23 protein-coding genes are annotated in these 24,908 nt (G+C 64.8%); 13 read left to right on the top strand and 10 right to left on the bottom strand.

Annotated elements, in window-relative coordinates; genetic code table 11:
• Positions 1 to 61 precede the first annotated feature (61 nt).
• A complete protein-coding gene (locus D8Z78_RS07560; protein ID WP_121629527.1) occupies positions 62 to 595 on the bottom strand; it encodes an invasion associated locus B family protein in 534 nt (177 codons plus the stop codon).
• A 171-nt stretch (positions 596 to 766) separates the two neighbouring features.
• On the opposite strand from D8Z78_RS07560, the gene D8Z78_RS07555 reads away from it, so the two are divergent.
• Positions 767 to 1,759: an asparaginase gene (locus D8Z78_RS07555; RefSeq protein ID WP_121629526.1), complete on the top strand. Its 993-nt coding sequence runs from the start codon at positions 767 to 769 to the stop codon at positions 1,757 to 1,759.
• Between the two features lie 28 nt (positions 1,760 to 1,787).
• Here D8Z78_RS07555 and serB read toward each other — a convergent pair whose 3' ends face one another.
• Genes serB through D8Z78_RS07540 form a run of 3 tightly spaced genes read right to left on the bottom strand, consistent with a single transcriptional unit; the run spans position 1,788 to position 4,878 of the window.
• Positions 1,788 to 2,654, bottom strand: a complete 867-nt coding sequence (gene serB / locus D8Z78_RS07550; RefSeq protein WP_121629525.1) for a phosphoserine phosphatase SerB — start codon at positions 2,652 to 2,654, stop codon at positions 1,788 to 1,790.
• A gap of 3 nt (positions 2,655 to 2,657) precedes the next feature.
• Positions 2,658 to 3,590, bottom strand: a complete 933-nt coding sequence (trhO, locus tag D8Z78_RS07545; RefSeq protein ID WP_121629524.1) for an oxygen-dependent tRNA uridine(34) hydroxylase TrhO — start codon at positions 3,588 to 3,590, stop codon at positions 2,658 to 2,660.
• A gap of 40 nt (positions 3,591 to 3,630) precedes the next feature.
• Positions 3,631 to 4,878 carry an Hsp70 family protein gene (locus D8Z78_RS07540; protein ID WP_240672039.1) on the bottom strand — a complete coding sequence of 416 codons (1,248 nt, stop codon included), beginning with the start codon at positions 4,876 to 4,878 and terminating at the stop codon, positions 3,631 to 3,633.
• Between the two features lie 67 nt (positions 4,879 to 4,945).
• On the opposite strand from D8Z78_RS07540, the gene pncA reads away from it, so the two are divergent.
• The 3 genes from pncA to pncB all read left to right on the top strand — a co-directional run bounded on the left by pncA (position 4,946) and on the right by pncB (position 9,179).
• On the top strand, positions 4,946 to 5,539 hold the full coding sequence (gene pncA, locus D8Z78_RS07535) for a bifunctional nicotinamidase/pyrazinamidase (RefSeq protein ID WP_121629523.1): 594 nt from the start codon (positions 4,946 to 4,948) through the stop codon (positions 5,537 to 5,539).
• 62 nt (positions 5,540 to 5,601) lie between these two features.
• A complete protein-coding gene (locus D8Z78_RS07530) occupies positions 5,602 to 7,953 on the top strand; it encodes a PAS domain-containing hybrid sensor histidine kinase/response regulator (RefSeq protein WP_121629522.1) in 2,352 nt (783 codons plus the stop codon).
• Positions 7,890 to 9,179, top strand: coding sequence for a nicotinate phosphoribosyltransferase (gene pncB / locus D8Z78_RS07525; protein WP_206169650.1), 1,290 nt, complete (start codon positions 7,890 to 7,892; stop codon positions 9,177 to 9,179). Before D8Z78_RS07530 ends, pncB begins: the two co-directional genes overlap by 64 nt.
• Here the strand turns inward: pncB and D8Z78_RS07520 are convergent.
• Positions 9,176 to 10,630 (bottom strand): substrate-binding domain-containing protein, encoded by a 1,455-nt coding sequence (locus tag D8Z78_RS07520; protein ID WP_128910745.1) that lies wholly within the window; start codon positions 10,628 to 10,630, stop codon positions 9,176 to 9,178. The genes pncB and D8Z78_RS07520 overlap by 4 nt on opposite strands.
• A gap of 121 nt (positions 10,631 to 10,751) precedes the next feature.
• Here D8Z78_RS07520 and hisC point away from each other — a divergent pair, with 121 nt between their 5' ends.
• From hisC to D8Z78_RS07505, 3 genes are read left to right on the top strand one after another with little or no spacing between them, the layout of a single operon-like run.
• Positions 10,752 to 11,837, top strand: coding sequence for a histidinol-phosphate transaminase (gene hisC, locus D8Z78_RS07515; RefSeq protein WP_121629519.1), 1,086 nt, complete (start codon positions 10,752 to 10,754; stop codon positions 11,835 to 11,837).
• The gene (locus D8Z78_RS07510) at positions 11,834 to 12,748 is read left to right on the top strand and encodes a prephenate/arogenate dehydrogenase family protein (protein ID WP_121629518.1); all 915 of its coding nucleotides are present in this window, start codon (positions 11,834 to 11,836) and stop codon (positions 12,746 to 12,748) included. Before hisC ends, D8Z78_RS07510 begins: the two co-directional genes overlap by 4 nt.
• Before the next feature lie 20 nt (positions 12,749 to 12,768).
• The gene (locus D8Z78_RS07505) at positions 12,769 to 13,410 is read left to right on the top strand and encodes an extensin-like domain-containing protein (protein ID WP_121629517.1); all 642 of its coding nucleotides are present in this window, start codon (positions 12,769 to 12,771) and stop codon (positions 13,408 to 13,410) included.
• A gap of 39 nt (positions 13,411 to 13,449) precedes the next feature.
• On the opposite strand, the gene D8Z78_RS07500 is transcribed toward D8Z78_RS07505, so the two are convergent.
• From D8Z78_RS07500 to D8Z78_RS07485, 4 genes are all read right to left on the bottom strand, one after another.
• Entirely contained in the window at positions 13,450 to 15,108 is a 1,659-nt protein-coding gene (locus D8Z78_RS07500) for a flotillin family protein (RefSeq protein ID WP_121629516.1), read from the bottom strand.
• 11 nt (positions 15,109 to 15,119) lie between these two features.
• Positions 15,120 to 15,854, bottom strand: a complete 735-nt coding sequence (locus tag D8Z78_RS07495; protein WP_240672038.1) for an OB-fold-containig protein — start codon at positions 15,852 to 15,854, stop codon at positions 15,120 to 15,122.
• Between the two features lie 189 nt (positions 15,855 to 16,043).
• Complete coding sequence (locus D8Z78_RS07490) at positions 16,044 to 16,967, bottom strand: sterol desaturase family protein (RefSeq protein ID WP_121629514.1); 924 nt, start codon at positions 16,965 to 16,967, stop codon at positions 16,044 to 16,046.
• Entirely contained in the window at positions 16,955 to 17,359 is a 405-nt protein-coding gene (locus D8Z78_RS07485) for a hypothetical protein (RefSeq protein WP_121629513.1), read from the bottom strand. Before D8Z78_RS07485 ends, D8Z78_RS07490 begins: the two co-directional genes overlap by 13 nt.
• Before the next feature lie 331 nt (positions 17,360 to 17,690).
• Here D8Z78_RS07485 and D8Z78_RS07480 point away from each other — a divergent pair, with 331 nt between their 5' ends.
• Complete coding sequence (locus D8Z78_RS07480; protein ID WP_121629512.1) at positions 17,691 to 18,227, top strand: hypothetical protein; 537 nt, start codon at positions 17,691 to 17,693, stop codon at positions 18,225 to 18,227.
• A gap of 145 nt (positions 18,228 to 18,372) precedes the next feature.
• Here the strand turns inward: D8Z78_RS07480 and D8Z78_RS07475 are convergent, their stop codons facing one another.
• On the bottom strand, positions 18,373 to 18,936 hold the full coding sequence (locus tag D8Z78_RS07475) for a TlpA family protein disulfide reductase (protein ID WP_121629511.1): 564 nt from the start codon (positions 18,934 to 18,936) through the stop codon (positions 18,373 to 18,375).
• A 21-nt stretch (positions 18,937 to 18,957) separates the two neighbouring features.
• Here D8Z78_RS07475 and argH point away from each other — a divergent pair, with 21 nt between their 5' ends.
• From argH to D8Z78_RS07455, 5 genes are all read left to right on the top strand, one after another.
• Positions 18,958 to 20,346, top strand: coding sequence for an argininosuccinate lyase (argH, locus tag D8Z78_RS07470; protein ID WP_121629510.1), 1,389 nt, complete (start codon positions 18,958 to 18,960; stop codon positions 20,344 to 20,346).
• Positions 20,343 to 20,474 carry a hypothetical protein gene (locus D8Z78_RS25215; protein ID WP_255446341.1) on the top strand — a complete coding sequence of 44 codons (132 nt, stop codon included), beginning with the start codon at positions 20,343 to 20,345 and terminating at the stop codon, positions 20,472 to 20,474. The genes argH and D8Z78_RS25215 overlap by 4 nt, the downstream gene beginning before the upstream one ends.
• Positions 20,471 to 20,785 (top strand): DUF2834 domain-containing protein, encoded by a 315-nt coding sequence (locus D8Z78_RS07465; RefSeq protein ID WP_164932913.1) that lies wholly within the window; start codon positions 20,471 to 20,473, stop codon positions 20,783 to 20,785. Before D8Z78_RS25215 ends, D8Z78_RS07465 begins: the two co-directional genes overlap by 4 nt.
• Before the next feature lie 186 nt (positions 20,786 to 20,971).
• Positions 20,972 to 22,237: a diaminopimelate decarboxylase gene (gene lysA, locus D8Z78_RS07460; RefSeq protein ID WP_121629508.1), complete on the top strand. Its 1,266-nt coding sequence runs from the start codon at positions 20,972 to 20,974 to the stop codon at positions 22,235 to 22,237.
• A gap of 39 nt (positions 22,238 to 22,276) precedes the next feature.
• On the top strand, positions 22,277 to 24,880 hold the full coding sequence (locus D8Z78_RS07455) for a DUF4175 domain-containing protein (protein ID WP_164932910.1): 2,604 nt from the start codon (positions 22,277 to 22,279) through the stop codon (positions 24,878 to 24,880).
• Positions 24,881 to 24,908: the final 28 nt, after the last annotated feature.

Raw genomic sequence — 24,908 nt, 5'->3', positions numbered from 1 at the left:
CGGCAAAAAACACAAAGGGCCGATCGAAACCGGCCCTTGTCGCATCACGATCAAACCACCGTTATTGGCAGCGCTTCTCCGCGTCCTCGACAGCGGCGGTAAAGCCGAGCAAGCTGAACGTGTCCTTGGTCGTCGTGCCGCGCGCCGACACGGCGGTCAGGACGGCATTCGAGCCGCGCTTCATCGCGGTGATCAGCTTGGCGTCTTCCTGCGGGGTCGACGGCCACGCCCATTCACCCTCGGTATACAGCTCGAATTCCGTGCCATCGACATTGACGTTCACGGTCGAGCCGGGGGCAAACGGATAGCCGCCGGTAAAGGCGACCTGCCCGGTCACACCGGCATTCGGGCGATAGAACACCATCAGCAGGATTTCCCCGCGCGTCACGGCGACGACGCGGCCATCCTTGGTGTTCACGCTTTCCTTATACGTGGTGACGGCCCAGCATTCGCGGGGCTCGTTGCCCTCGAACACCGACCAGTCGGTCATCGCATCCACGCGATTTGTGCTGGATTCCTGTGCGCTGGCAACGCTTGCCAGACCGGCCAGACAAAACGCGGCCGCACCCATCATCCGCCCAAGACCTGAAATCATATTCGCAGCCTCCAGCTGTCCTTAGCCTCAAACACTGTCCCGCACCCGGCCTTGGCGGCCCTTCTCGCGGCGAGGGAATTTCCTCTCGACGGCTGGACAATAGCCTGAAAGAACCGCAAGGCGAAAGCCCCGTTGGCAGAATATCGCTTAGAGGTGAAGAGAGGAGAGCCCATGACCGTATCCGCCGTTCCTTTGGTCGAGGTTTACCGCGGCCCGATCCTTGAAAGCCTGCATGCCGGGCACGCGGTGATCTGCGACGGCGCGGGACAGATCATGGAGGCATGGGGAGACCCGCAGGCCGTGATCCTGCCGCGCTCGTCCGCCAAGATGATCCAAGCCTTGCCGCTGGTGGCATCGGGTGCCGCCAATGGCCTGTCGACCGAACGGCTCGCCTTGGCCTGCGCCTCGCACGAGGGCGCGCCGCTGCATGTGGCGGCGGTGAACGCGTGGCTGGCCGATCTGGGGCTGAGCGATGGGGACCTGATCTGCGGGCCGCAGGTGACGCGGGACAAGTCTTTGAAACTGCAGATGATCCGGGATTTCGAATCCCCTAGCCGCGTGCACAACAACTGCTCGGGCAAGCATGCTGGTTTCCTGACTCTGACCAAACACTTGGGCGCCGGGCCGGATTACGTGGACCCAAGCCACCCGGTTCAGACCGCCTGCAAGGAACTGTTCGAGGCGGTCACAGATGAGGTCTCGCCCGGTTTCGGCATCGACGGCTGTTCGGCCCCGAATTTTGCCTCGACATTGCACGGCATGGCGCGGGCGATGAGCTTTTTCGCCACGGCGCATCGGCGTGAGGATGCGCTGTCGCGGGCGGCGGCGGCCTTGGTGCAGGCGATGATCAAGCACCCCGATCTGGTCGCGGGCGAGGGTCGGGCCTGCACGCTTCTGATGCGCGCGGCGCGGGAACCGGTGGCTGTGAAGACCGGTGCCGAAGGGTTTTTCATCGCGATCCTGCCGCAGCGGGGCATCGGAATTGCGCTGAAAATTGCCGATGGGGCGACGCGGGCCTCGGAATGCGTGATGGCGGCGCTGTTGGTGCGACTCGGGGTTCTGGACGCGGCGCACCCGGATGTGGCGCGGTTCCTGACCCCGGAAGTGAAGAACTGGGACGGGTTGGTGACGGGACGGATCTGTCCGGTGGCCGAGTTGGGGTAGGATGGGTGATCACCCATCCTACTTTAGGTCACGCGACGAAATCCGTTTTCGAAATGCCCTGAAGATATAGCAGCGCCGTCAGGTCGCCGTGGTTGACCCGGCATTGCGCCTGCGCCTGCACGGTGGGCTTGGCGTGCAGCGCCACGCCCAGACCCGCGCGGCCCAGCATGCCCAGATCATTCGCGCCGTCACCCACGGCAAGAACCTCTGCCTCAGTGATCCCCAGCCGCGCGGAAATCTCGACCAAGGCCTGTACCTTGGCCTCGCGCCCGAGGATGGGCCGCCCGACCTCTCCGGTCAGCTTGCCATCCGCCACGATCAGCGTGTTCGCGCGGTTCTCGTCAAAGCCCAGCAGTTCGGACACCCGCGCCGTGAACGCGGTGAACCCGCCCGAAACCAGCGCGCAATGCCCGCCCGCCGCGTGCATCGTCGCCAGAAGGGTCTTGCCGCCCGGCATCAAGGTGATGCGCTCGGCCATGACCTGATCGATCACGCCCTCATCCAGCCCTTTGAGCAGCGCCACGCGCTCGGTCAGCGCGCCTTCGAAGTCCAACTCGCCGTTCATGGCGCGCGCGGTGATGTCCTTGACATGCGCGCCGACGCCCGCGACCTCGGCCAACTCGTCGATGCATTCCTGCTGGATCATCGTGCTGTCCATATCCGCCAGCAGCATCCGCTTGCGGCGGCCCTCGGCGGGCAGCACGTTCAGGTCGACCTGATCCAGCAGCGAGGCGCGGACCTCGTCGAAATGCGACGGCACAACCGGCAAGGAGAACTCCGCCGCCTCATCCACGGACAGCCAGACCGCGTCACCGCCGCCAAAGGCGTTGCGCAGATTCTCGACCAAGGCGGGCTCCAGCGTGCCGGGGCGCGCGATCAGGGACACGATATACATGGGCTACAGTTCCTCGGGCAGGTCTTCGGGCACGTCGGCGTGCAGGTGGCGTTCGCCACGTTCATGGGCCAGCTTGATCTGCTTCTGCCGCTCGCGGAAGCGCGCCTTGTCCTCGTCTGACGTCTCGTCGATGCACAGGTGGCAGGACACGCCGTGTTCATATTCGGGGCGGTCACGGTCCTCGGGCAGGATCGGCTTGCGGCAGGCGTGGCACAGCAGATGCGGCCCCTCGACCAGCCCATGCCCGACCGACACGCGCCCGTCAAAGACAAAGCATTCGCCTTCCCAAGTGCTGTCCTCCTGCGGCACCTCTTCGAGGTATTTCAGGATACCGCCCTTGAGGTGATAGACCTCTTCGACACCTTGTTGCAGCAGCCAGTTGGTGGATTTCTCACAGCGGATGCCGCCGGTGCAGAACATAGCGATACGCTTGTTGTGAAAGCGCTCCTTGTTCTGTTCCCACCATTCGGGGAACTCGCGGAAGGTCTCGGTCTGCGGATCGACCGCGCCCTGAAAGGTGCCGATGGCGATTTCATAATCGTTGCGCGTGTCGATCACGGCCACATCGTCGGACAGGATGAGGTCGTTCCAGTCCTTGGGCTCGACATAATGACCGACCTTGGCGCGCGGATCGACGTCGGGCTGGCCCATCGTGACGATCTCGCGCTTCAGCCGGACCTTCATCCGGGCAAAAGGGCGCTCGCACGCCGTGGACAGCTTCCAGACGATGTCATCGCAACCCGGAAGGCCCTTGATATGTGCCAGCAGCGCGTCGATCCCGGCGCGTGGCCCGGCGACGGTGCCGTTGATCCCCTCACCGGCCAGCAACAGCGTGCCGGTAATTTGATGCGCGCGGCACAGGTCCAGCAGCGGGGCTTGCAGCGCGGCGGGGTCGGGAAAGCGGGTGAAGTGATAGAGAGCGCAGACGGTAAACATGGGCGTTCCGATACGCCCGCGCGGGGCGTCGGACAAGACGTTATTCTGCCGCAAGCGCCAAGCCATGCACGACAGCGGTAAACCGTTCCGATTCGACCGCGCGCGCCTCGGGCAGTGCGGCCTGCATCGCCTGACGCACCGCCGTCAGCGCCGAGGACCCGCCCACATAGACCACCTGATCGACCGTCTCGGGCGCGCATCCGGCCTGCTCCAGCGTCGCCAGCGCCTGCGCGGCGATCTGGTCGGCAAAGCCGGACAGGACCTCTGTCATCACGGCATGGGTCAGGTCCGCCGACAGCCCCTTTTCGATCACGCGCAAGTCGATCCGGGCGCTGTCGGCGTCATTCGCGGCGATCTTTGCGGCCTCGACCGCATAGGCCACGTCATGGCCCAGATGGCTTTCCAACACCTCGGCCAGCCGTTCGAACGGCGCGGGATCGGGCGCCAGCCGGACCCAGCGCTGCACATCGCGCAACAGCGCTGCATCATAGACAAAGGGAATCTTTTCCCAGCTTGCGAGGTCCTGAAACAGGGACCGCGGCGCGGTATGGGTGCGAGAGCCTAGCTCGGCCCCGATCTCGGCCCCGTAACCCAGCAGGGGCATGGCTTTGGCCAAACTTAAAGCCTTGTCGAAATCCGTGCCGCCCAGACGCAGGCCGGTGCTGGTCAGCACCTTGACCCCCTGCGCGTCCCGGTCGCACAGGGTAAAGTCGGACGTGCCGCCGCCGATATCGACGATCAGGAACCGCCCCTGCGCATCCGCCGCCAAGGCCGCTGCCTCGGGTTCGGGCAGAAAATCCACCGCCTTGAAACCCGCGAGCCTGTAGGCTTCGGTCAGGTCGGCCAAGGCCTGCGCATCGCGTTCATCGGACGCGGAATGGAACCGGACCGGGCGGCCCGACAGCGCCGTGTCGAAGGTCATATGCGTATGCGCCTCGGCCCGTGCTTTGATCTCCGCCAGAAAGCGCGCGATGACCTCGATCAGGGTGATGCGTTCGTTCAGCACGCGGCGCGGCTCGCGCGCAAGCGGCGTGCCAAGGATCGACTTCAACGCCCGCATGAAGCGCCCCTCGGCCCCTTCGCGCATCGCCCGCGCCGCTACCGAGCCGTAGACATAGCGTTGTGCCGCAAAGTCGACGAAGACCGCCGTGGGCAAGGTCTGCTCGCCCGGCTCCAGCGGGATCACGTAGGGCGTGCCATTGACGCTGACGCCTGCCGCCGTGTTCGACGTTCCGAAATCCAGACCTAGCCGCGCCATCATCGCCCCCATCGCCAAAGCGGCGGACATAGCGGCAAAGTCCCGCTCTGGCAATTCCCCCGCTTGCACCCTAGGCTTCCGGCAAATGGAGGCCAAAATGCACGCATTGCTTGTCATCGACGTTCAGAACGATTTCTGCCCCGGCGGCGCGCTGGCCGTGGCGGGTGGCGACGAGATCGTCCAGCCGATCAACGCCCTGATGGCCGAATTCGACGCCGTGATCCTGACGCAGGATTGGCATCCGGCAGGGCACAGTTCGTTCGCCTCGCAGCATGACGGGGCCGAGCCGTTCAGCCTGACCCAGATGCCTTACGGCCCGCAGGTGCTGTGGCCCGATCACTGTGTCCAAGCCAGCCCCGGCGCGCAGTTCCACATGGCGCTGGAGGTCGACCGCGCCGACCTGATCCTGCGCAAGGGCTTTCGCGCGGCGATCGACAGCTACAGCGCGTTCTTCGAGAATGACCACGAAACCCCCACCGGCCTCGAAGGCTATCTGCGCACGCGCGGCATCGACACCCTGATGCTGGTCGGGCTGGCCACCGATTTCTGCGTCAATTTCAGCGCTGTGGATGCGGCGAAACTGGGCTTCGACGTGACCGTGCGCCAAGAGCTTTGCCGCGCCATCGACCTCGACGGGTCACTGAAAGCCGCGCAGGACGGCATGCGCGCGGCCGGTGTGAAATTGGTCTGACGGGATTCGGCATTTCTAAACCCTCGGGCGCTACACCTCTTTCCACCTGAAAGAGGGTCAGCATGCCACCCGCCCAGCCGCTGGACGACGACACCACCCACACCGCGTTCGAGGAACGCTTTGGCCGGACGGCGTTGTTCGGGCGCTATGCCCATGTGCGCATTCGGGAATTCCCGGTCCGGCAGGTGCCCGTGTTGCTTGCCACGATCTTTGTCGGACTGGTGATTTCACCGCTGGTGGCGATGCTTGGGGGCGGGCTGGCCGTGCTGGGGGAACTGGTGGATATCCTCGTACTGCACCATGGCCAGCGGGCCTTGGCGCGGGGCACACCGATCAAACGGGTCCTGCGATGGTCCACGGCCTCGGCCATTTTTCAGGCGGTCACGATCTCGGTCGCGATGCAGATGATGCTGTTTCAGGACCAGTCCGATGCCGCCGTCCAGTTGTCGTTCTGCCTGCTGATGGCGGCGTCGATCAATGCCGGGTTCACGCTGACGCATCACGGCACCGCCGCCTATGCGCGGCTGTGCATCTATGCGCTGACGGTGATCGGCTATTTCATCGTCGATATCCGCAGTGCCGGTCAGATCGGCGGCATGCAGGCCACGAACATGCTGATCGCCCTGACCATGGGGTTCATCACAGTCACCTTCGTGACGTTCACCGTCACCACCTGGCGGCGACGCACGCGCAAGGAACTGGCGCTGCTGTCGGCGGCGGCCGATCTGGATGCCGCCAATCAGGAACTCGCCAGCAGCCAGAAGGAAATGCGCGAACTCAGTCTCGTGGCCAAACATGCCAATGACAGCGTCATCATCTTTGACCCGAACCTGCGCATCCTCTGGGTCAACGACACCTTTACCAAGCTGACCGGCTATTCGAGGGACGAGGCCGTCGGTCAGAAGCCGTGGCACCTGCTGGGCGGGCCGCGCAGCGATCGCGAGGTGTCCGATGGCTTCGTGGCCGCTGTGCGTGAAAAGCGCAGCTGGCGGGCGCGGATGCTGAACTATCGCAAGGATGGGGAGGCGATCTGGCTGGATATCAACCGTGTCCCCGTCATTGGCCCGAATGGCGCGGTCGAGACGCTGATTTCCGTCGAGCGCGACGTGACGCAGGAAATCCGCCGCGAACGCGAACTGGCCGAAGCGATCCAGCGCGCCGAAGATGGCGCCCGCGCCAAGTCGATCTTTCTCGCCACCATGAGCCACGAGATACGGACCCCGTTGAACGCGATCATCGGCATGGCCGATATCCTCGCCGATTCGACCTTGTCGGGCGAAAAGCGCGAATATGTCGACACGATCCGCAGCGCCTCGAACGCGTTGCTGACCATCATCAACGACGTGCTGGAACTGTCGCGGCTCGACGCCGACAAGGTCGCCTTCGAGGCGCTGCCATTTTCGCCGGGCCAATGCATCGACGATTGCGCCCAGTTGCTGCGGCCGATGGCGGATGAAAAGGGGCTCGACCTGATCAGGATCGGAACTGACCGGCTCACCCCGCTGGCACTGGGCGATGCCGGGCGAGTCCGGCAGATCCTCGTGAACCTGCTCGGCAATGCGGTGAAGTTCACCGAAACCGGCAGCGTCACGCTGCGTGCGGCAACCGAACGCGACGGTTCGGGCTGGCGCCTGACGGTGGATGTCGAGGATACCGGGATCGGCGTGCCGCCAGAGCGCGCCGAGCAGATCTTCGAGGAATTCCAACAGGCGGATGCCGCAACCACGCGGCGGTTCGGCGGCACCGGGCTGGGCCTGCCGATCTCGCGCGCGCTGGCGCGGCGCATGGGTGGCGATATCGTCCTGTTGCCGCCCGGCGACCGGCAGGGATCGTGCTTTCGGCTGACCCTGCGCTTGGGCCGGGCCCGGCAGACGGATCAACTGGTCGCGGGGCAGGACGCCGATACGCTGACCCTTCCGCCCGGCATGTCGATCCTGCTGGCGGAGGACAACGCAACCAACCGCCTGCTGATCCGCCGCTTTCTACGCGATCAGGAGGTGGACCTGCACGAGGCCGAAAATGGCCGCGAGGCCGTGGAGATGACCGCAGACATCGCCCCGGACGTGATCCTGATGGACATGTCCATGCCAAAGCTCGACGGGCTCGAGGCCACGCGCGCCATCCGGTTGCTGGACATGCCGCAACCGCGGATCATCGCCTTGACCGCCAATGCCTTTGCCTCGGACCGCGAGGCCTGCATCGATGCGGGGATGGATGACTTCCTTGCGAAACCCGTGCGGCGAAAACAGCTTCTGGCGGCGCTGATACAGGCTGGCCCTGTGGAAAAACCGCTTTCAAACCCGTCTTCCGATGGCGTATCACGACCTGACGCTGCGAAGGGGACACCATCTTGGACATCGCCACCCGGGTCTGGAACCACAAGTGGAGAATCGATCCGATCGTCCGATCGTTGATCGACACGGATTTCTACAAGCTGCTGATGTGCCAGTCGGTCTTCCGCAACAAGGCGGACACCAACGTGACCTTCAGCCTCATCAACCGGTCGTCCCACGTGCCGCTGGCCAAGCTGATCGACGAGGGCGAGCTGCGCGAACAGCTGGATCACATCCGGTCGCTGTCGCTCAGCCGCGGCGAAAGCACATGGCTGCGCGGCAACACCTTTTACGGCAAGCGCCAGATGTTCCGCCCCGATTTCATGGAATGGTTCGAAAACCTGCGCCTGCCCGCCTACCATCTGGAGCGCGTCGGCGACCAGTACGAGCTGACCTTCGAGGGCAAGTGGCCCGAGGTCATGATGTGGGAAATCCCCGCCCTTGCGGTGCTGATGGAGCTGCGCGGTCGCGCCGTGCTGAATGATATGGGCAAGTTCGAGCTTCAGGTTCTGTATGCCCGCGCCATGACCAAGCTGTGGGAAAAGATCGAGGGGCTGCGCGCCAATCCCGGCCTGCGCATCGCCGATTTCGGCACCCGTCGGCGCCACAGTTTCCTGTGGCAGGACTGGTGTGTGCAGGCCATGCTGGAACGGTTGGGCTCCAGCTTCGTCGGCACCTCGAACTGCCTGATCGCCAAGAACCGCGATCTGGAGGCCATCGGGACCAACGCCCATGAATTGCCCATGGTCTACGCCGCGCTGGCGCAGGATGACGCCGCGCTTGCCCGCGCGCCGTATGACGTGCTCGCCGACTGGCACGAGGAACACGATGGCAACCTGCGCATCATCCTGCCCGACACCTACGGGACGGAGGGTTTCCTGAGGAACGCGCCCGACTGGCTGGCCGGGTGGACGGGCATCCGCATCGACAGCGGCGACCCCGCCACCGGCGCCGAGATCGCCATCAAGTGGTGGCGCGACCGGGGCGAGGACCCGCGCGACAAGCTGATCATCTTTTCCGACGGGCTGGATGAGAACAAGATCCTCGAACTGTACGAACAGTTCGCCGGGCGCGTGCGGGTGTCCTTTGGCTGGGGCACGCTGTTGACCAATGATTTCCGGGGTCTCGCGCCGGATGACGCGCTGGCGCCGTTCAGCCTTGTCTGCAAGGCGATCAGCGCCAATGGCAAGCCGACGGTGAAACTGTCCGACAATCCGAACAAGGCGATGGGCCCCGAGGACGAGATCGCGCGTTACAAGCGCGTCTTCGATGTCGGTCAACAAGAAGCGATGGACGTGGTCGTCTAATTCCCCGCCCGGGCGGCGTTCAACGCGTCGATCCGCGTGGTGGCGACCGTGCCGTCGATCAATTGGCCACCCGTGACGGTCGTGATCTCGACCAGCGCGGGCGGCGGCGTGCCTTCGGCCCAGAGTCCCTGAACCGGCACCTGCCGGGAAAACGGCACCTGCGCCAGATGCGCAAACAGCGCCTCGCGCGTGTCGGGGATCGAGCCTCCCCGGCTCATCACGATGATCGCGGGCAGGTGGTCGCCCAAGGTGTGCCCCTGCTGATAGGGGGTCATCGCCTCGAAACCCTCGTAGAGCGCGTACCAAAGGTCGCGCGCACCCGGCTGGGCCGCGAGGCTGGCGATCTGGCGGCGCGCATGGGCCATATCGGTCGGGTCGTTGCCCGAGACCACGATGGGCGCGCCGATATTCTCGGCAAAGGGAATCACGATGGACACGTCACGCGCCGTCGCCTGTGTCCCGGCAACGGCCAGTTGCTCGGGGTTGAACTGCCCCTGAAGCGCCCCCTTGGCCCAGTCCGCCCCCTCGCCCGAGGCATCGACCAGCCAGGCCGTCAAAGACGGCCTGCGCAGCGTGGTCTGGTACAGGTCCAACGCCTCCAGCGCGACATCCAGTGGCGGCAGGGCGACCGGGTCCGCTGGCCCGGCAAGCGCATCGCGCAGGGTCAGGAACGCCGCTTCCTGCGCGGCGTCATGGCCCGGCACGAAGGCCATGGGCGCATCGGCCACGATCTGCATGTCTGCGGGTCGGATCAGGATCAGCGGCACATCCGACACGCTATTGTAGGCCGAGACTTGCGCACCCGTGGCGAACACCGCCTGCATGCGGCCCGCCGCAGCTGGAAGGCGCAGCCAATTCGCCTCGGCCGGCGCGCGGTCGACCTGCGCCAGCATGCCCCGGAGCGCGTCCCGCAAGCCCGGCGACGCCAGTGCCTCGGTCGTCAGGGGCTCGCTGCCCCATGCCGCCTGCATCGCCCCCAGATAGGCCAGCGCACCGATATCGGTCTGGCTCGGGGACGGCAGGGTCAGGGTAAAGGCACCCGAACGCGCGGCCTCGAAGACCTCGTCTACCGTCAGATCGGTGCGCCCGGTCCAGCCAAGCCCCTCGGCAATCGGCTGCGCCACGGCCAGCCCGACGGGGTCGCTCATAACGGGGGTCACATGCAACAGGTCGGCCCCCTCGATCCACAGCGACGAGGCGGGCCAGATCGCATCGGTGTAGATCCCCATCCGGATCGCCGTGCGCATCCGCCGCGCATTGACCCATGTCACCGTCAGGTCGATCCGGTTTGCCTCGGCCAGTTCCATCAACTCGGCCTCACGCCCTTGGTACAGGTCGCTGGCCAGCAGGCTCAGCACCACGCGCGGGCGGTAATCCCCGGACACCAGCAGCCCGGCAGACACGACAAAGACCATCAGCGACACGATCGCCCCGACAATATGCTTGAACATGAACCCGGTCCCGAAAAACAATTGCTGCCATGCTAAGGGTCTGGACCACGAAGGGAAGTCAGGTTTCCCGCTTTTCTTGTGCGTCCCATGCGGGTAATCACACCCCGTGCAGGAGAGCGACATGACAAAGATCGAAGCCCAGCCCGGTATCATGGACATTGCGCTGTATGAAGGCGGCAAATCCAAGGTCGAGGGCGTCACCAATGTGGTGAAACTCAGCTCGAACGAGAACCCGTTTGGCCCCAGCCCGGCGGCGCAGGAGGCCGTGCGGCGCTCGGTCCATGAGCTGCACCGCTACCCGTCCACCGACCATGCCGACCTGCGCGCGGCCATTGCCGAGATCCACGGGCTGGACGCGGATCGGATCATTTGTGGCGTGGGCTCGGACGAGATCATCACCTTTCTCTGTCAGGCCTATGTCGGGCCGGGCACCGAGGTGATCCACACCGAGCACGGCTTTGCCATGTACAAGATCAGCACGCTGGCGGCGGGCGGCACCCCGGTCGAGGTCGCGGAACGCGAGCGCGTCACCGATGTGGACGCGATCCTTGAGGCCTGCACCGACAAGACCCGGCTGGTGTTCATCGCCAATCCGAACAACCCCACCGGCACGATGATCGGCATGGCCGAGATCGAGCGTCTGGCCGAAGGCATCCCGGATCAGTGTCTGCTGGTGCTCGACGGGGCCTATGCGGAATATGTCGAGGGCTATGATGGCGGTGCCAAGCTGGTCGAGATGCGCGACAACGTGGTGATGACCCGGACGTTTTCCAAACTCTATGGTCTGGGCGGGCTGCGGATCGGCTGGGGCTATGCGCCTAAAGCCATCATCGACGTGCTCAACCGGTTGCGCGGGCCCTTCAACCTGTCGAACACCGCCCTTGCCGCCGCCGAGGCCGCCATCCGCGACATCGCCTATGCCGACAAGTGCCGGGACGAAAACACCCGCCTGCGCGCCATCCTGTCGGAACAGTTGATGGAACATGGCGTGCCAACCGATACGTCATGCGCGAATTTCGTGCTGGCGCGCTTTGCCTCGCAGTCCGAGGCAGAGGCCTGTGATCTGTATCTGCAAAAGCAGGGGCTGATCGTGCGGCGCGTGGCGGGCTACAACCTGCCGAATTGCCTGCGGATCACCGTGGGCGATGAACCCAGCGTGCGGCGCGTGGCCTATTGCATCGGCCAGTTCAAGGCAGGTGAGCGATGACGCAGGTCTATGGCAAGGTCGCACTGATCGGTCTGGGGCTGATCGCCTCGTCCATGTTCTGGGCGATGAAACGCGGCGGCGTGGCGGGCACCGTGGCGGGCTATGCAAGGTCCGAGGCGACGCGCGACACTGCCCGCCGGATCGGCCTGTGCGACGAGGTCTGTGACAGCGCCGAAGAGGCCGTCGCGGATGCCGACCTGATCGTGCTGGCCACGCCCGTGGGCGCGATGGGCGCGGTGATGCAGGCCATCGCCCCGCATCTGAAACCCGGTGCGACGGTGATCGACGTCGGCTCGGTCAAGCAGACCATCATCGACGAGGTCACCCCGTATGTCCCCGAGGGCGTGCATTTCGTCGGCACCCATCCGATGGCCGGAACCGAGCATTCCGGGCCGGAGTCGGGCTTTGCCACGCTGTTCGATGGCCGCTGGTGCCTGATCGTGCCGGTGGATGACAGCGACGCCGTGGCACAGGTCGAAACCTACTGGAAGGCGCTTGGCGCCGACACGGAACGCATGGACCCGGAGCATCACGATCTGGTCTGCGCCGTGGTCAGCCACATCCCCCACCTCATCGCCTATACGATGGTGGGCGTGGCCGACGACCTGCGCCGTGTGTCCGATCAAGAAGTCATCAAGTTCTCGGCCGCCGGGTTCCGCGACTTCACCCGCATCGCCGCCAGCGATCCGACCATGTGGCGCGATGTTTTCCTGACCAACAAGGACGCCACGATCGAAATGCTGGGCCGCTTCACCGAAGAGCTGTTCGCCTTGCAGCGGGCCATCCGAACGGGCGACGGTGAGCAGCTTCATGCCTATTTCACCCGCACCCGCGCCATCCGCCGTAGCATTCTGGAGGCCGGTCAGGATACGGATAAACCGGATTTCGGGCGGGTGAAGGTAGACCGGTGAGAAAAGCGATCCTTTTTTGCATGGCTCTGGCGGCCTGCGGCGGTGGCCGCGAGGCGCCCAAGGCGCAATCCGATCTGGACGGCGTCCGAGGGTTCCTGAAAAACGCCTTTGCCGGGTCCGGTGAGCAAAGCTACGCGGGCGGCGGGCTGTGCGGCGATCCCGCGCTGGTGGGCGAAGTGATCGGCGACGTGCCCGGCGAGGGCGCTTGCGGCATCGAGAATGCGGTGAGCCTGCGCATGGTTTCTGGCGTCGCGCTCAGCCAACCGGCGGTCATCAACTGCACCACGGCGCGTCAGCTGAAGACATGGGTCGACCGGTCGGCGAAGCCCGCGACGAAGAAACTGGGCAAGCTGGCGGGGCTGAAGGTAGCGGCCAGCTATGCCTGCCGCACGCGCAATCATCAGGCCGGCGCGCGGATTTCCGAGCATGGGAAGGGCAATGCCATCGATATCTCGGCTTTCATCCTGCAGGACGGGACAGAACTGACCGTTCTAACGGATTGGGGCGGGGGCAAGCGTGGCAAGGCGTTGAAGAAGATGCATGCCGAGGCTTGCGGGACGTTTGGTACGGTGCTTGGGCCGGGCTCGGACGGGTTTCACCGCGATCACATTCATCTCGACGTGGCCCGCCACGGCAACGGCCCCTACTGCCGTCCGAGGTAAGGCGAGGGAGGGCGGGGAGAACCCCCGCCCTCCGCCATGTCACTCCGCGATTTCGCCGTCCTGCCCGGCAGCAGGTTTCGCTTCGTTCGCGGGTTTGGGGGTGTCGTCGATCAGCCCCGCCAGCGTGCCGTCCATCGACAGACCCAGATCCTCGCCCAGCTTTTTCAGCGCGGGCATCTGCACGGCCATGCCCATGATCGAGTCAAGCGCCTGATTGACCGGGGGCTTGTCGCCACCGCCCGAGCCACCATTCGCGCCGTTCATACCGGTGATCTGGTGGATGCGGATCGTGTCGATCTTTTCAGCCGGTTTCACCGCCTCTGCGAGGATACGCGGGAAGGCCTCGATCCGCGCCAACTGGATCTTCATCGCGATCAGCTCGGCAGACAGGGCGTTTTCGGCATCGGTGATGGCGCGCGTACCCTCGGCCTCGGCCAGCATGTCCTTCTTCTTGGCCTCGGCGCGGATGGTGATCGCGTCGGCATCGGCCTGCGCCTCTTCGCGGCGGGCCTCGGCGCGGTCCTGCGCCGCGTCCTTTTCAGCCTGCGCGGCAAGGCGGACCTTGGTAGCCTCACGCTCGGCCTCACGCGCCGCTTCGATCAGGGCGATCTGCTTGAGACGCTCGGCCTCGGCGACCTGCTTGGCGGTGGTCACCGCTTCCATCGCTTTCGTCGCTTCGGCGCGGGCAAGATCGGCGGAGGCGCGGGCGCGGCTCTCTTCCTCGGACTTCTGCGCGATGATGATCTGGCGTTCCTGATCGGCGACCTCCAACTCGCGTTCCTTGGTGATCTCGGCCTCGCGGATGTTCTTTTCGCGCAGGATCTCGGCGTTGCGGATCGCCTCTTCGCGCGCGATGCGGGCGCGTTCGGTCTCGCGCAGCGAATCTTCGCGGCGGGCGGCGATTTCGGCCTCTTGCGCGGCCTGCATCGTCTGAACCTGCTGGATCTGTTCGATGCTGGCCTGCTTTTCGTCGCGTTCGATGGCAAGGCGCTGACGCTCTGCCTCCATCCCGGCGCGGCGCACGGCAACCTCGGCCTCGGCGTCGATCTGCGCGCGCTCTTTCTTGGAGTTCGCGATCACCTCGGCCAGACGGCGCATACCGACCGCGTTGAAGGCGTTGTTTTCATCCAGCGCCTCGAACGGGGTCTGGTCCAGCGCGGTGAGCGAGACGGATTCCAGCGACAGGCCGTTCTTGGTCAGGTCTTCGGAGACGGTGTTCTGCACCTCCTGCACAAAGTCGGCGCGGTTTTCGTGCAGATTGTCCATGGTCATCTGCGCGGCCACGGCGCGCAGACCGTCGATCAGCTTGCCCTCGATCATCTCGCGCAACTGGTCGATGTCGAAGGTGCGCGCGCCAAGGGTCTGCGCGGCGCGGGCAATGCCCTCTTCGGTGGGGCTGACCGAGACGTAGAATTCCACGCCCACATCGACGCGCATCCGGTCTTGGGTGATCAGCGCGGCCTCGCCATCGCGTTTCACTTCCAGCCGGAGGGTCTTCATGTTGACGGGGCTGACCTCGTGCAGCAGCGGCACGACCAAGGTGCCGCCGTCCATGATCACCTTCTTGCCGCCCGCACCGGTGCGGACAAGGCTGACCTCGCGCGTGGCGCGGCGATACAGGCGGGCGAGAACCAGCCCGATGAACAGCAGGAAGGCGAGAAACGCCACCACGGCTGTGATGAGAAGTGTGATTTCCATCGTGTCTCCAATCAATCGGCGGTGGGCAGCGGCACCAGCAGGTAGCCGCCTTCAAATCTGTGACGCAGGACAAGCACTTCGGTGCCCTGCGGGATAACGGCCTCGTCGCGAAGCGGCTCGGCGCGCAGGTAATGGATGTTGCCGTAGCGATCCGTCACGCGGACCTCGGCGGGGCGGCCACGGGAGGCGGTGCCTTGGCTGACGACGCCAGAGCGGCGGCCCAGATGGCGTTCCGACAGCGCCTGCGTTTCGGTCTTGGGCAAGAGGCGCGCAAAGAGCGCCCCGAATTGCTTGGCGAACCACAGCGCACCGACGATGGCCGGGATGGCGACCAGAGAGGCCGGCAGAACCCACCCCAACAGGCGCAAGGCCGCGACCTGCACGGCCAAGCCGACAAGGCCAAAGACCATCAGCACGCAGGCCAGCCAGATCAGCGCGGGCATCTTGCCAAAGCCCAGCCACGCGGCAATGCCGCTGGGGGCTTCCGGCGCGTCGATGCCTTCGGCAGCATCTAGATCGGGCAGTTCCAGATCGGCGGCGTCAATGTCCAGACCGTCAAGGTCCAGATCGATGTCGAGATCGCCAAGATCGGGCGCGTCGACATCCAGTTCGGGGGCGTCGACCTCGCCGCCCGCGCCCAGCAACGTCCCGCCCAAAAGGGCAAAGACCAGTTCCAGCAGGAGCAGGCCAAACAAGAGCGCAAGCGCAAGGGTGAACGGAAAGAAGCCTTCCGCAAGAAATGTCATCATCGGTTTTCAGGTTGTATGCGTTTGTATACAGAACATATGGTCAGCTCACGAATGCGTTACAAGACTTATGGTTGCAAAAACCGGCTTGGGAAATCGATTTGAACATAGGATGACTGAAATTTCCGGGCGCGGAAAGTCGGGAAAACCGGGCGACCGCAAGTAGGATGGGTGATCACCCATCCTACCTCAGGAAAACCCGGGCGTGCCCTTGTCCTGCGGATTGCGGGCCAGATGCTTGGCCTTGATCGTCTCGGAGGTGTCGCGCGATCCGTCATGGCTCCAGCCCGGCGGAGCGACGCAATACATCAGCCGCTCGCGCCATGTCAGACCCTGTTGGGTCACGTCACGCCAGATGCCCTGCCATTCGTGGAAGGCCACGCGAAGCGGGTTGAACGTGCCGATATTGCGAACAAGGCCGTAATCCACCTTTTCGTCCTGCTCCGGCACGAATGTCCCGAACATCTTGTCCCAGACGATAAACACACCGGCATAATTCGCATCCAGATAGCGCGCATTGCGCCCGTGATGAACGCGGTGATGCGACGGCGTGTTCATCACCGCCTCGAACCAACGCGGCATCTTGGTGATCGCCTCGGTGTGAATCCAGAACTGGTAGATCAGGTTCAGCCCGCCCACGAACAGCACCATGGCCGGGTGGAACCCCAGCAGGATCAGCGGCGCGCGCAGCACCATCATGAAGGTGAACGTGCCCGTCCATGTCTGTCGCAGCGCCGTGGTCAGGTTGTAATGCTGGCTGGAATGGTGGTTCACATGGCTCGCCCAGACCCAGCGCACCCGGTGCCCGAACCGGTGCACCCAGTAGTAACGCAGGTCGTCCAGCACGAAACACAGCGCGATCACCCAGACCGATGTCCCGAGGTCCAACGGCGTCACGGCCCACAGCGCGCTGAAGAACCCCCACGCGACAAAGCCCAGCAGAATACCTGCCACGACGCTGCCCGCGCCCATGATCAGCGACGTGACCGCATCCCGTGTCTCGTACCGGCCGCCGCGCTTCTTCGATGAAATCCACCAGACCTCGATGAGGATCGCCGCGATGAACACGGGCACCGCCAGTTGCGTCACGTCAGGGTAGCTCAGCTCAGCCATGTGTCTCCTCCGTCTATGACGCGCGCCCAGGATTTGACCTCGTCCGGGTCGAGCACCAGCCGCAGATGCGGCGCGGACGGGTCAGGCAAGTGCAGATCCAGCCCCTTTGTCGTCGGTCGCGCCTTGGCCCCGGTCAGCAGCCGCGCCGCGCTGTCCGCCCCCATCGGCCAAACCAGCCCCGGCCCCTGCGCCGTCATCACCAGCGCCGCCGCGCCTTGCCGTGTCAGGGCGACCGTACCTGCGGGCAGGTCCGGGAACTCGCGCGCCCATGCGGCGCGGGCCTCGGCCTCGGTCGTGAAGCGGCGCGGCGCGGACCAGCCCAGCCGATGCGTGATCAGGGCGATCCCGGCGATACCGGTCACGACCAAGATGACAAGCCAATGCAGCGGCATGTGTCTCCTCCTGGATCGGAGTCTTGCGCGCGGCGGGCAGCCTGTCAAAGGGGCGCGTTGCGTCACATTTGCGCCGCAAAGCCGAAAGCCCCCGGTCATGATTCGCGCGTTTGACCGCCGGACCGCCCATGTTTTTGCCCGAATTCACACGCGATTCGACCGGATGCCCGCCGTATTGCGCGAGATCACGGAAACGGTTTTTCGTATAACTCCGCATTGCCACGCCAGCCGGGGACAATGACGGGATTGTGGCACGAAAGCGTTGCACCGCGCCCAGATTTGGCCCAAATCTATTCATGTCGGTGGGGGCCGACGACCCGGAGAGCAGACAATGCGCCACATCATGATCGCCCTCGCCCTGTCTTTCACAGCAGTTGCGGCCCATGCGGACATCACCTGGAAGGTGGATCGTCTGGGTGCGGGATCGGTCATGGTCATGAAGGATCGCGTGTCGGCCACCAGCCATGTCAAGCGCGGCTTCGATGGCATGCTGCACGTCTTCGACGTGTTCGAGGGTCAGGGACAAAACGCAGGTTTTCTTGGCAGCTACAAGGTGACCGCGACGGGCAACGTGGTGGAAAGCATCGCGGCGGATGGTGCCGTGACCCGCTTTGCCCCGCATAACTGCGCCCGGGTTTTGGGGGAATGTTCGTATGTCGTTACGCATCCCGATGGCTTTGCCGAGCGCAAGGTCCGCGTGACAGAGCCGACCCGCAACGGTCTGCGCTACACCGAATACGGCCTGAACGGGATGGAGCGGGAAGGCGTTCTGTCACTGGACACGCTGGGCGCGTCGGAGGGCGGCTGGGTGCAGGCCAAGGGCAAGAAAAAGCGCAAGGTCAAGCGCACCCGCATCGCCATGAACTGAAGGTCTCTCGAAACTCTCTCTCTGCTCTCTCGCTCAGATCTCTCACTCTCTCAGGGCGCTGTCTCTCTCTTCTCTCTCTCCAGCGCCCAAGGACAAAGGGGCGGCTCCTCTCCGGGCCGCCCCTTTCCCGTTTTCCACAACCGTTTCAGCTGTCAGGCTGCGATCCGATCAGCGCGGAAATCACCGCCTTCGCCTCGTCCGAGGCCCAATCGGCGTCTCCGGTCAGCCGCGCCACCTCTTGCCCCTCGGGGTTCAGGATCAGCGTCACCGGCAGGCCCATCACCCCGATCTGGCGGGCCAACTGGCTTTGCGGATCGCGGTGCAGCGGCAGGTTGTCGACGCCGATCTCGTCGAAGAACGCCTTCATCTTGAGTGGCGCGTTGCGGGACGTGGCGATGGTGATGACCTCGAACGCATCCCCGCCCATCTCGGCCTGCAACTCGGACAGCATCGGCATTTCATGCCGACAGGGCGCACACCATGTCGCCCAGAAATTCACCAGCCGCCATTTGCCATTGCTGTCGGCGATGTTCATCGGTTCGCCTTCGAAACTGATGAACGCGCCATCGCCCATCTCTTGCGGGTCGGAGAAGCTCAGCTTCTTCATGTCACCGGCCACGGCGGCCTTGGCCGCGTCGACATCGGCCAGCCCCGGATTTGCAAGCGCCAGCAGGCCGGTATACAGAGCCGCAAGACAAAGATTTTTCATATTCCCTCCGAAGGACGCGATATGTCGGACAAGACCTCGAACCAGATGTGGGGCGGCCGCTTTGCCGCCGGGCCGGACGCGATCATGGAGGCGATCAACGCCTCGATCGGATACGATCAGCGGATGGCGGCACAGGATATCGCCGGGTCGAGGGCCCACGCCGCGATGTTGGCCGCGCAGGGCATCATAAGTGATAGCGACGCAAAGGCCATTCGGGAAGGTTTGCTCACGGTCTTGTCAGAGATCGAAGGCGGCACGTTCGAATTTTCCACCGCGCTGGAAGACATCCACATGAATGTCGAGGCCCGCCTGAAAGAGGTGATCGGCGAACCGGCGGGGCGTCTGCACACGGGTCGGTCCCGGAACGACCAAGTGGCGACGGATTTCCGCCTGTGGGTGCGCGACCAATTGGACGCCGCCGAACAAGGCCTGCTGGCCCTGATCCGTGCGCTTCTGGCGCAGGCCGAGGCAGGGGCGGATTGGGTCATGCCCGGCTTCACCCATCTGCAAACCGCGCAGCCGGTGACATGGGGCCATCACATGATGGCCTATGTGGAAATGTTCGGGCGTGACCTGTCCCGTGTCCGCGATGCGCGTGTGCGCATGAACGAATCGCCCCTTGGTGCGGCGGCGCTGGCGGGCACGGGCTTCCCCATCGACCGCCACATGACGGCCGAGGCGCTGGGCTTCGACCGCCCGATGGCGAACAGCCTCGACGCCGTGTCGGCGCGCGACTTCGCCATTGAGTTCCTGTCGGTCGCCAGCATCAGCGCGATGCACCTCTCCCGCTTTGCCGAGGAACTGGTGATCTGGTCGTCGGCCCAGTTCCGCTTTGTCACCCTGTCGGACCGCTTCTCGACCGGCTCGTCCATCATGCCGCAGAAGAAGAACCCCGACGCCGCAGAACTGATCCGCGCCAAGATCGGGCGCATCTTTGGCGCCAATGTCGCGCTGATGATGGTGATGAAGGGGCTGCCGCTCGCCTATTCCAAGGACATGCAGGAAGACAAGGAACAGGTCTTTGACGCTGCCGACAACTGGATGCTGGCGCTGGCCGCGATGGAAGGCATGGTCAAGGACATGACCGCCAACACGCCCCAGCTTGAGGCCGCCGCCTCCAGCGGCTTCAGCACCGCCACCGACCTCGCCGATTGGCTGGTGCGCGAAACCGGCCTGCCCTTCCGCGAGGCGCATCACGTCACCGGCGCGCTGGTCGCCATGGCCGAGCAGAAAGGCTGCGACCTGCCCGACCTGAGCCTCGAAGACATGAAATCGGTTAAGGACACGATCACGATGGGTATCTTTGACGTGCTCGGCGTGCATAATTCCGTCGCAAGCCGGATGAGCTATGGCGGCACCGCCCCCGCCCGCGTGCGCGAACAGGTGGCCCGCTGGAAGGAATTGGTATGAAATACATCGCCGCAATTGCCCTGCTGACCCTCGCCGCTTGCGGCGCGGATGGCGAACCCGAACGCCCGGATGCGCCGAAACCCGGCATCTCCATCACCGGCAAAGCCGAAATCGGGATCACCGGCTGATGCTGCTGCGCGCACTCTGGCTGGCGCTCGCCTTCTGGGGCGCGGTGCATCCGATGTATTACTTCTCGCAGTACCTGATGGCCAACAACTGGGACATCGGGCTGATGATCGATGCGTGGTATGTCAACGACTCCACCACCGGCCTGACCTGGGATCTGACCATCGCTGCCATCACCCTGACGCTTTGGATTTTGGCCGAGGTCGCGGTGCGCCGCAACTGGCTCGCCCTGCTGGCCATCCCGGCCACCTTCCTGATCGGAGTCAGTTGCGGCCTGCCGCTCTACCTCTTCTTCCGCTCCCGGCCGATCTGAATCGCCTTGGGGGCGCTGCCCCCAAACCCCCGAGGTATTTGTGGACCAAAGAAGCTCAGACCGTCGCAGCATCTTCTTTGGTCTCAAAATACCTCGGGGGTGAGGCCGAAGGCCGAGGGGGCAGCGCCCCCTTCCCACCGCCGGACAGCTGCGCTACATCGGCGCAAACCGCGCGAGGAGACCGCCTTGGACCATTTCATCTATCAGGACGGCACGCTGCGCGCCGAAGACGTCTCCATAGCCGAGATCGCAGCAACGGTCGGCACGCCCTTCTACCTGTATTCGACCGCCACGCTCGTCCGCCACTTCCGTCTGTTTGACGAGGCGCTGTCTTGGGGGCCGCATCTGGTCTGCTACGCGATGAAGGCCGCGTCCAATCAGGCGATCCTCAAGACCTTGGCGCAAGAGGGCGCCGGGATGGATGTGGTCTCGGGCGGCGAATATGCCCGGGCGATTGCTGCAGGCGTATCCGGTGAGCGGATCGTGTTTTCCGGTGTCGGCAAGACGGCGGACGAAATCCGCGCCGCGCTGACCGGCGGCATCCGTCAGTTCAACGTCGAATCGGAACCCGAGATGCGGGCGATTTCGCAGGTCGCCACCGAATTGGGCACCGTCGCCCCGATCACCATCCGTGTGAACCCCGATGTCGATGCCAAGACCCACGCCAAAATCGCCACCGGCAAGTCCGAGAACAAGTTCGGCATTCCGATTTCCCGCGCCCGCGAGGTCTATGCCGAGGCCGCCCGCCTGCCGGGGCTGAAGGTCGTCGGCATCGACGTGCATATCGGCAGCCAGTTGACCCAGCTCGAACCCTTTGAACAGGCCTATCAAAAGGTCGCCGACCTGACCGAAGCCTTGCGCGCCGACGGGCACGAGATCACCCGTCTGGACCTTGGTGGTGGCTTGGGCATCCCCTATGCGCGCAGCAACGAGGCGCCGCCGCTGCCCTCCGACTATGGCGCGCTGATCCAGCGCACGCTGGGCCATCTGGGCTGCGAGATCGAGATCGAGCCGGGCCGTTTGGTCGTCGGCAATGCCGGCATTCTCGTCAGCAAGGTGATCTATGTGAAGAACGGCGAGGGGCGCGATTTCCTGATTCTGGATGCGGCGATGAACGACCTGATCCGCCCCGCCATGTACGACGCGCATCACGAGATCGTCCCCGTGATCGAACCCGAGGCCGCCACCGAATTGACGCCGTATGACATCGTCGGCCCGGTCTGCGAGACCGGCGATACCTTTGCCAAGGGGCGCCTAATGCCGCCGCTGCAGGCCGATGACCTCGTCGCCTTCCGCAGCGCCGGGGCCTATGGCGCGGTGATGTCCTCGGAATACAACACCCGGCCCCTGATCCCCGAGGTTCTGGTGAAAGACGATCAATTCTCGGTCATCCGGGCGCGCCCGACCTTTGACGAAATCATCAATCGCGATAACCTTCCGGAATGGCTCTAGGCGCTATCCTGCGCCCGGGGTCACGACCGGGAGCCTGAGATGCCTGATGACAAGTCGCTGTTCAGCGCCGATCTGCGCGAACGTCTGAGCAATATCCTGACGCTGACCCATCTGGGCATGGTGGCGGAACAGGTGGCCCGGGCGTTCTGGCCCTTGTGGACGCTGATCTGTCTTGTCATCGGCGCGCTGATGCTGGGCCTGCACGATCTGATCGGGATCGACATGCTTTGGGTGCTGGCCGGGGTGTTCGCCGTTCTGGCCATCGCGGCGACGATTTGGGGGGTGCGGCGCTTTCGCCTGCCGAAACGACGCGAGGCGATGTTCCGGGTCGATGGCACCCTGCCCAACAATCCGTTTCAAGCGCTTCTCGACAGTCAGGCCGTCGGCAAGCAGGACGATGCCTCGGTCGCGGTCTGGGCGGCGCATCGGCAGCGGATGTTGCGCTCGCTCGACAATGCCCGTGTCGTTGCCCCGGACCTGCGCCAGAACCGCGCCGACCCTTATGCGCTGCGCTATGTCGGGCTTGTGACGCTGGCAACCGCGCTGGTATTCGGCTCCATCGGCAGCGTGCAATCCGTGGCCGTCATGGGCGGCGGTGGCGATGGTCTGGCCACCGGTCCCACATGGGAGGGCTGGATGCAGCCCCCCGGCTATACGGGCAAACCGACGGTTTACCTGAACGACATCACCGCCCCGTCGCTGGACGTGCCCGAAGGGTCCGAGATTGCTCTGCGGCTTTATGGCGAGGTCGGTGCGTTGAGCATCGATGAGGACGTGTCGGATCGCGACCAGACCGAAGACCTCGCCGCCGCCACCATTCAGGACTTTGCCGTGCTGCGCTCGGGCCGGCTGGCCATCGACGGCGAGGGCGGGCGCGCCTGGCAGATCGCCATGATCCCCGATCAGGCCCCCAGCGTGCGCCGCGACGGCGAAATCGAAGTCAAATACGAGGGCGAATCCTCGATCCCATTCCATGCCTCGGACGATCACGGGGTGGTGGCCGGCACGGCACGCTTTGTGCTGGATCTGGACGCGGTCGACCGCCGCTATGGCCGCGCGATTGCGCCCGAGACCCGAGAAGTGCTGGAGGTCCCCTTGCCGATGCCGGTCACCGGCGGGCGGACGGAGTTCAGTGAACCGCTGGTTGCCAATTTCTCGCAGCACCCTTGGGCGAACCTTCCGGTCAAGCTGGAACTCTCGGTCGAGGATGCGCGCGGGCAGCAGGCGCTGAGCGAACCGGAGGCGTTGAACCTGCCGGGCCGTCGCTTCTTTGACCCGGTGGCGCGGGCGGTGATCGAGCAGCGTCAGGCGCTGCTGTGGAACCGCGACAACGCCGCGATGATCGCGCAGGTGCTGCGCGCCGTGACGAACCGGGGTGACGAGTTGTTCCGCAAGGACGTGCAGGCGCTGCGCCTGCGCACCCTGCTGGACCGGATCGAGTCCCTGTCCGAATACGGTTTGACCGATGCACAGGTCGAGGAGCTGTCGCAGGCGCTGTGGGATCTGGCGCTGGAACTCGAAGAGGGCGATCTTGAGGATGCCCGCCAGCGGATGCAGCGCGCGCAAGAGCGGCTCGAAGAGGCGATGAGGAACGGTGCCTCCGAGGACGAGATCGCCGAGCTGATGCAGGAATTGCGCGAGGCGACGCAGGATTACATGCGCCAGCTGAGCCGCGAGCAGCAGCGGCAGGCCGAACAAAACGGCGAGCAGCCGCAACAGGGCGATCCGAACAACATGATCGAGATGTCGCAGGACGACATCCAAGCCATGATGGACCGGATTCAGGAACTGATGGAACAGGGCCGCATGGACGAAGCCATGGAGGCGATGCGCCAATTCCAGGAGATGATGGAGAACATGCAGATCACCCAAGGCCAGGGTCAGGGCGGTCAATCGCCCGGAGAGCAGGCCATGGAAGGTCTGTCGGAAACCCTGCGCGATCAGCAGGAACTCTCGGACGAAGCCTTCCGCGATCTGAACCGCGGCGAAGGTCAGGACGGCCAGCAACCCGGTCAGCAGCAGGGTCAACAGAACCAGCCGGGCCAGCAGCCCGGCCCGGGACAGGGCCAGCAACAGCCGGGTCAGCAAGGCCCCGGTCAAGGTCAGGGCGGCGAACAGGCCGAGGGCCAAGGGGGCGAGTCGCTGGAAGATTCGCTGGCGGATCGCCAGCAGGCCCTGCGCGACGAGCTGTCCCGCCAGCGCCGCAACCTGCCCGGTCAGGGAACCGAGGCAGGCGAACGCGCGATGCGCTCGCTCGAAGATGCCGAGGGCGCGATGGACCGCGCCGAGGATGCGCTGCGCGAGGGCGAGTTGGGCCGCGCCATCGACCAGCAGAGCCAGGCGATGGAGGCCTTGCGCGAGGGTCTGCGCAATCTGGGCGAGGCGATGCAGGAACAGGCGCAGCAGCAGCGCGCCGGGGAGCAGGGCTTTGCCGAGGGGGGTGATCCGCAAGAGCAACGCGACCCGCTGGGCCGCAATCAGGGCACCTCGGGCCGGGTCGGCACCGATGAGGGGCTGTTGCAGGGCGAGGACGTGTATCGCCGCGCCGAGGAATTGCTGGGCGAGTTGCGCCGCCGTTCCGGTGAGGCGGATCGGTCCGAAGAGGAACGGAACTACCTCGAACGGCTGCTCGACCGCTTCTAGGCGGCTGTCATCCAAAGGGGCGCTGGCG

Origin of the sequence: Tropicibacter alexandrii (assembly GCF_003667315.2) — a bacterium.
GTDB lineage: Bacteria > Pseudomonadota > Alphaproteobacteria > Rhodobacterales > Rhodobacteraceae > Tropicibacter > Tropicibacter alexandrii.
The sequence above is the reverse complement of the archived record's forward strand: the minus strand, read 5'-3'. Positions and strand labels throughout refer to the sequence as shown.

Bases quoted from the DNA above. Each gene is read 5' to 3' on its own strand.
- D8Z78_RS07530 (WP_121629522.1), top strand. From the start codon at position 5,602: ATGCCACCCGCCCAGCCGCTGGACGACGACACCACCCACACCGCGTTC.
- argH (WP_121629510.1), top strand. From the start codon at position 18,958: ATGTCGGACAAGACCTCGAACCAGATGTGGGGCGGCCGCTTTGCCGCC.
- trhO (WP_121629524.1), bottom strand. From the start codon at position 3,590: ATGTTTACCGTCTGCGCTCTCTATCACTTCACCCGCTTTCCCGACCCC.
- D8Z78_RS07520 (WP_128910745.1), bottom strand. From the start codon at position 10,630: ATGTTCAAGCATATTGTCGGGGCGATCGTGTCGCTGATGGTCTTTGTC.
- D8Z78_RS07560 (WP_121629527.1), bottom strand. From the start codon at position 595: ATGATTTCAGGTCTTGGGCGGATGATGGGTGCGGCCGCGTTTTGTCTG.
- D8Z78_RS07485 (WP_121629513.1), bottom strand. From the start codon at position 17,359: ATGCCGCTGCATTGGCTTGTCATCTTGGTCGTGACCGGTATCGCCGGG.
- D8Z78_RS07480 (WP_121629512.1), top strand. From the start codon at position 17,691: ATGCGCCACATCATGATCGCCCTCGCCCTGTCTTTCACAGCAGTTGCG.
- D8Z78_RS07475 (WP_121629511.1), bottom strand. From the start codon at position 18,936: ATGAAAAATCTTTGTCTTGCGGCTCTGTATACCGGCCTGCTGGCGCTT.
- D8Z78_RS07510 (WP_121629518.1), top strand. From the start codon at position 11,834: ATGACGCAGGTCTATGGCAAGGTCGCACTGATCGGTCTGGGGCTGATC.
- D8Z78_RS07540 (WP_240672039.1), bottom strand. From the start codon at position 4,878: ATGTCCGCCGCTTTGGCGATGGGGGCGATGATGGCGCGGCTAGGTCTG.
- D8Z78_RS25215 (WP_255446341.1), top strand. From the start codon at position 20,343: ATGAAATACATCGCCGCAATTGCCCTGCTGACCCTCGCCGCTTGCGGC.
- D8Z78_RS07555 (WP_121629526.1), top strand. From the start codon at position 767: ATGACCGTATCCGCCGTTCCTTTGGTCGAGGTTTACCGCGGCCCGATC.
- D8Z78_RS07455 (WP_164932910.1), top strand. From the start codon at position 22,277: ATGCCTGATGACAAGTCGCTGTTCAGCGCCGATCTGCGCGAACGTCTG.
- D8Z78_RS07500 (WP_121629516.1), bottom strand. From the start codon at position 15,108: ATGGAAATCACACTTCTCATCACAGCCGTGGTGGCGTTTCTCGCCTTC.
- serB (WP_121629525.1), bottom strand. From the start codon at position 2,654: ATGTATATCGTGTCCCTGATCGCGCGCCCCGGCACGCTGGAGCCCGCC.
- D8Z78_RS07490 (WP_121629514.1), bottom strand. From the start codon at position 16,967: ATGGCTGAGCTGAGCTACCCTGACGTGACGCAACTGGCGGTGCCCGTG.
- D8Z78_RS07505 (WP_121629517.1), top strand. From the start codon at position 12,769: ATGGCTCTGGCGGCCTGCGGCGGTGGCCGCGAGGCGCCCAAGGCGCAA.
- D8Z78_RS07495 (WP_240672038.1), bottom strand. From the start codon at position 15,854: ATGACATTTCTTGCGGAAGGCTTCTTTCCGTTCACCCTTGCGCTTGCG.
- hisC (WP_121629519.1), top strand. From the start codon at position 10,752: ATGACAAAGATCGAAGCCCAGCCCGGTATCATGGACATTGCGCTGTAT.
- pncA (WP_121629523.1), top strand. From the start codon at position 4,946: ATGCACGCATTGCTTGTCATCGACGTTCAGAACGATTTCTGCCCCGGC.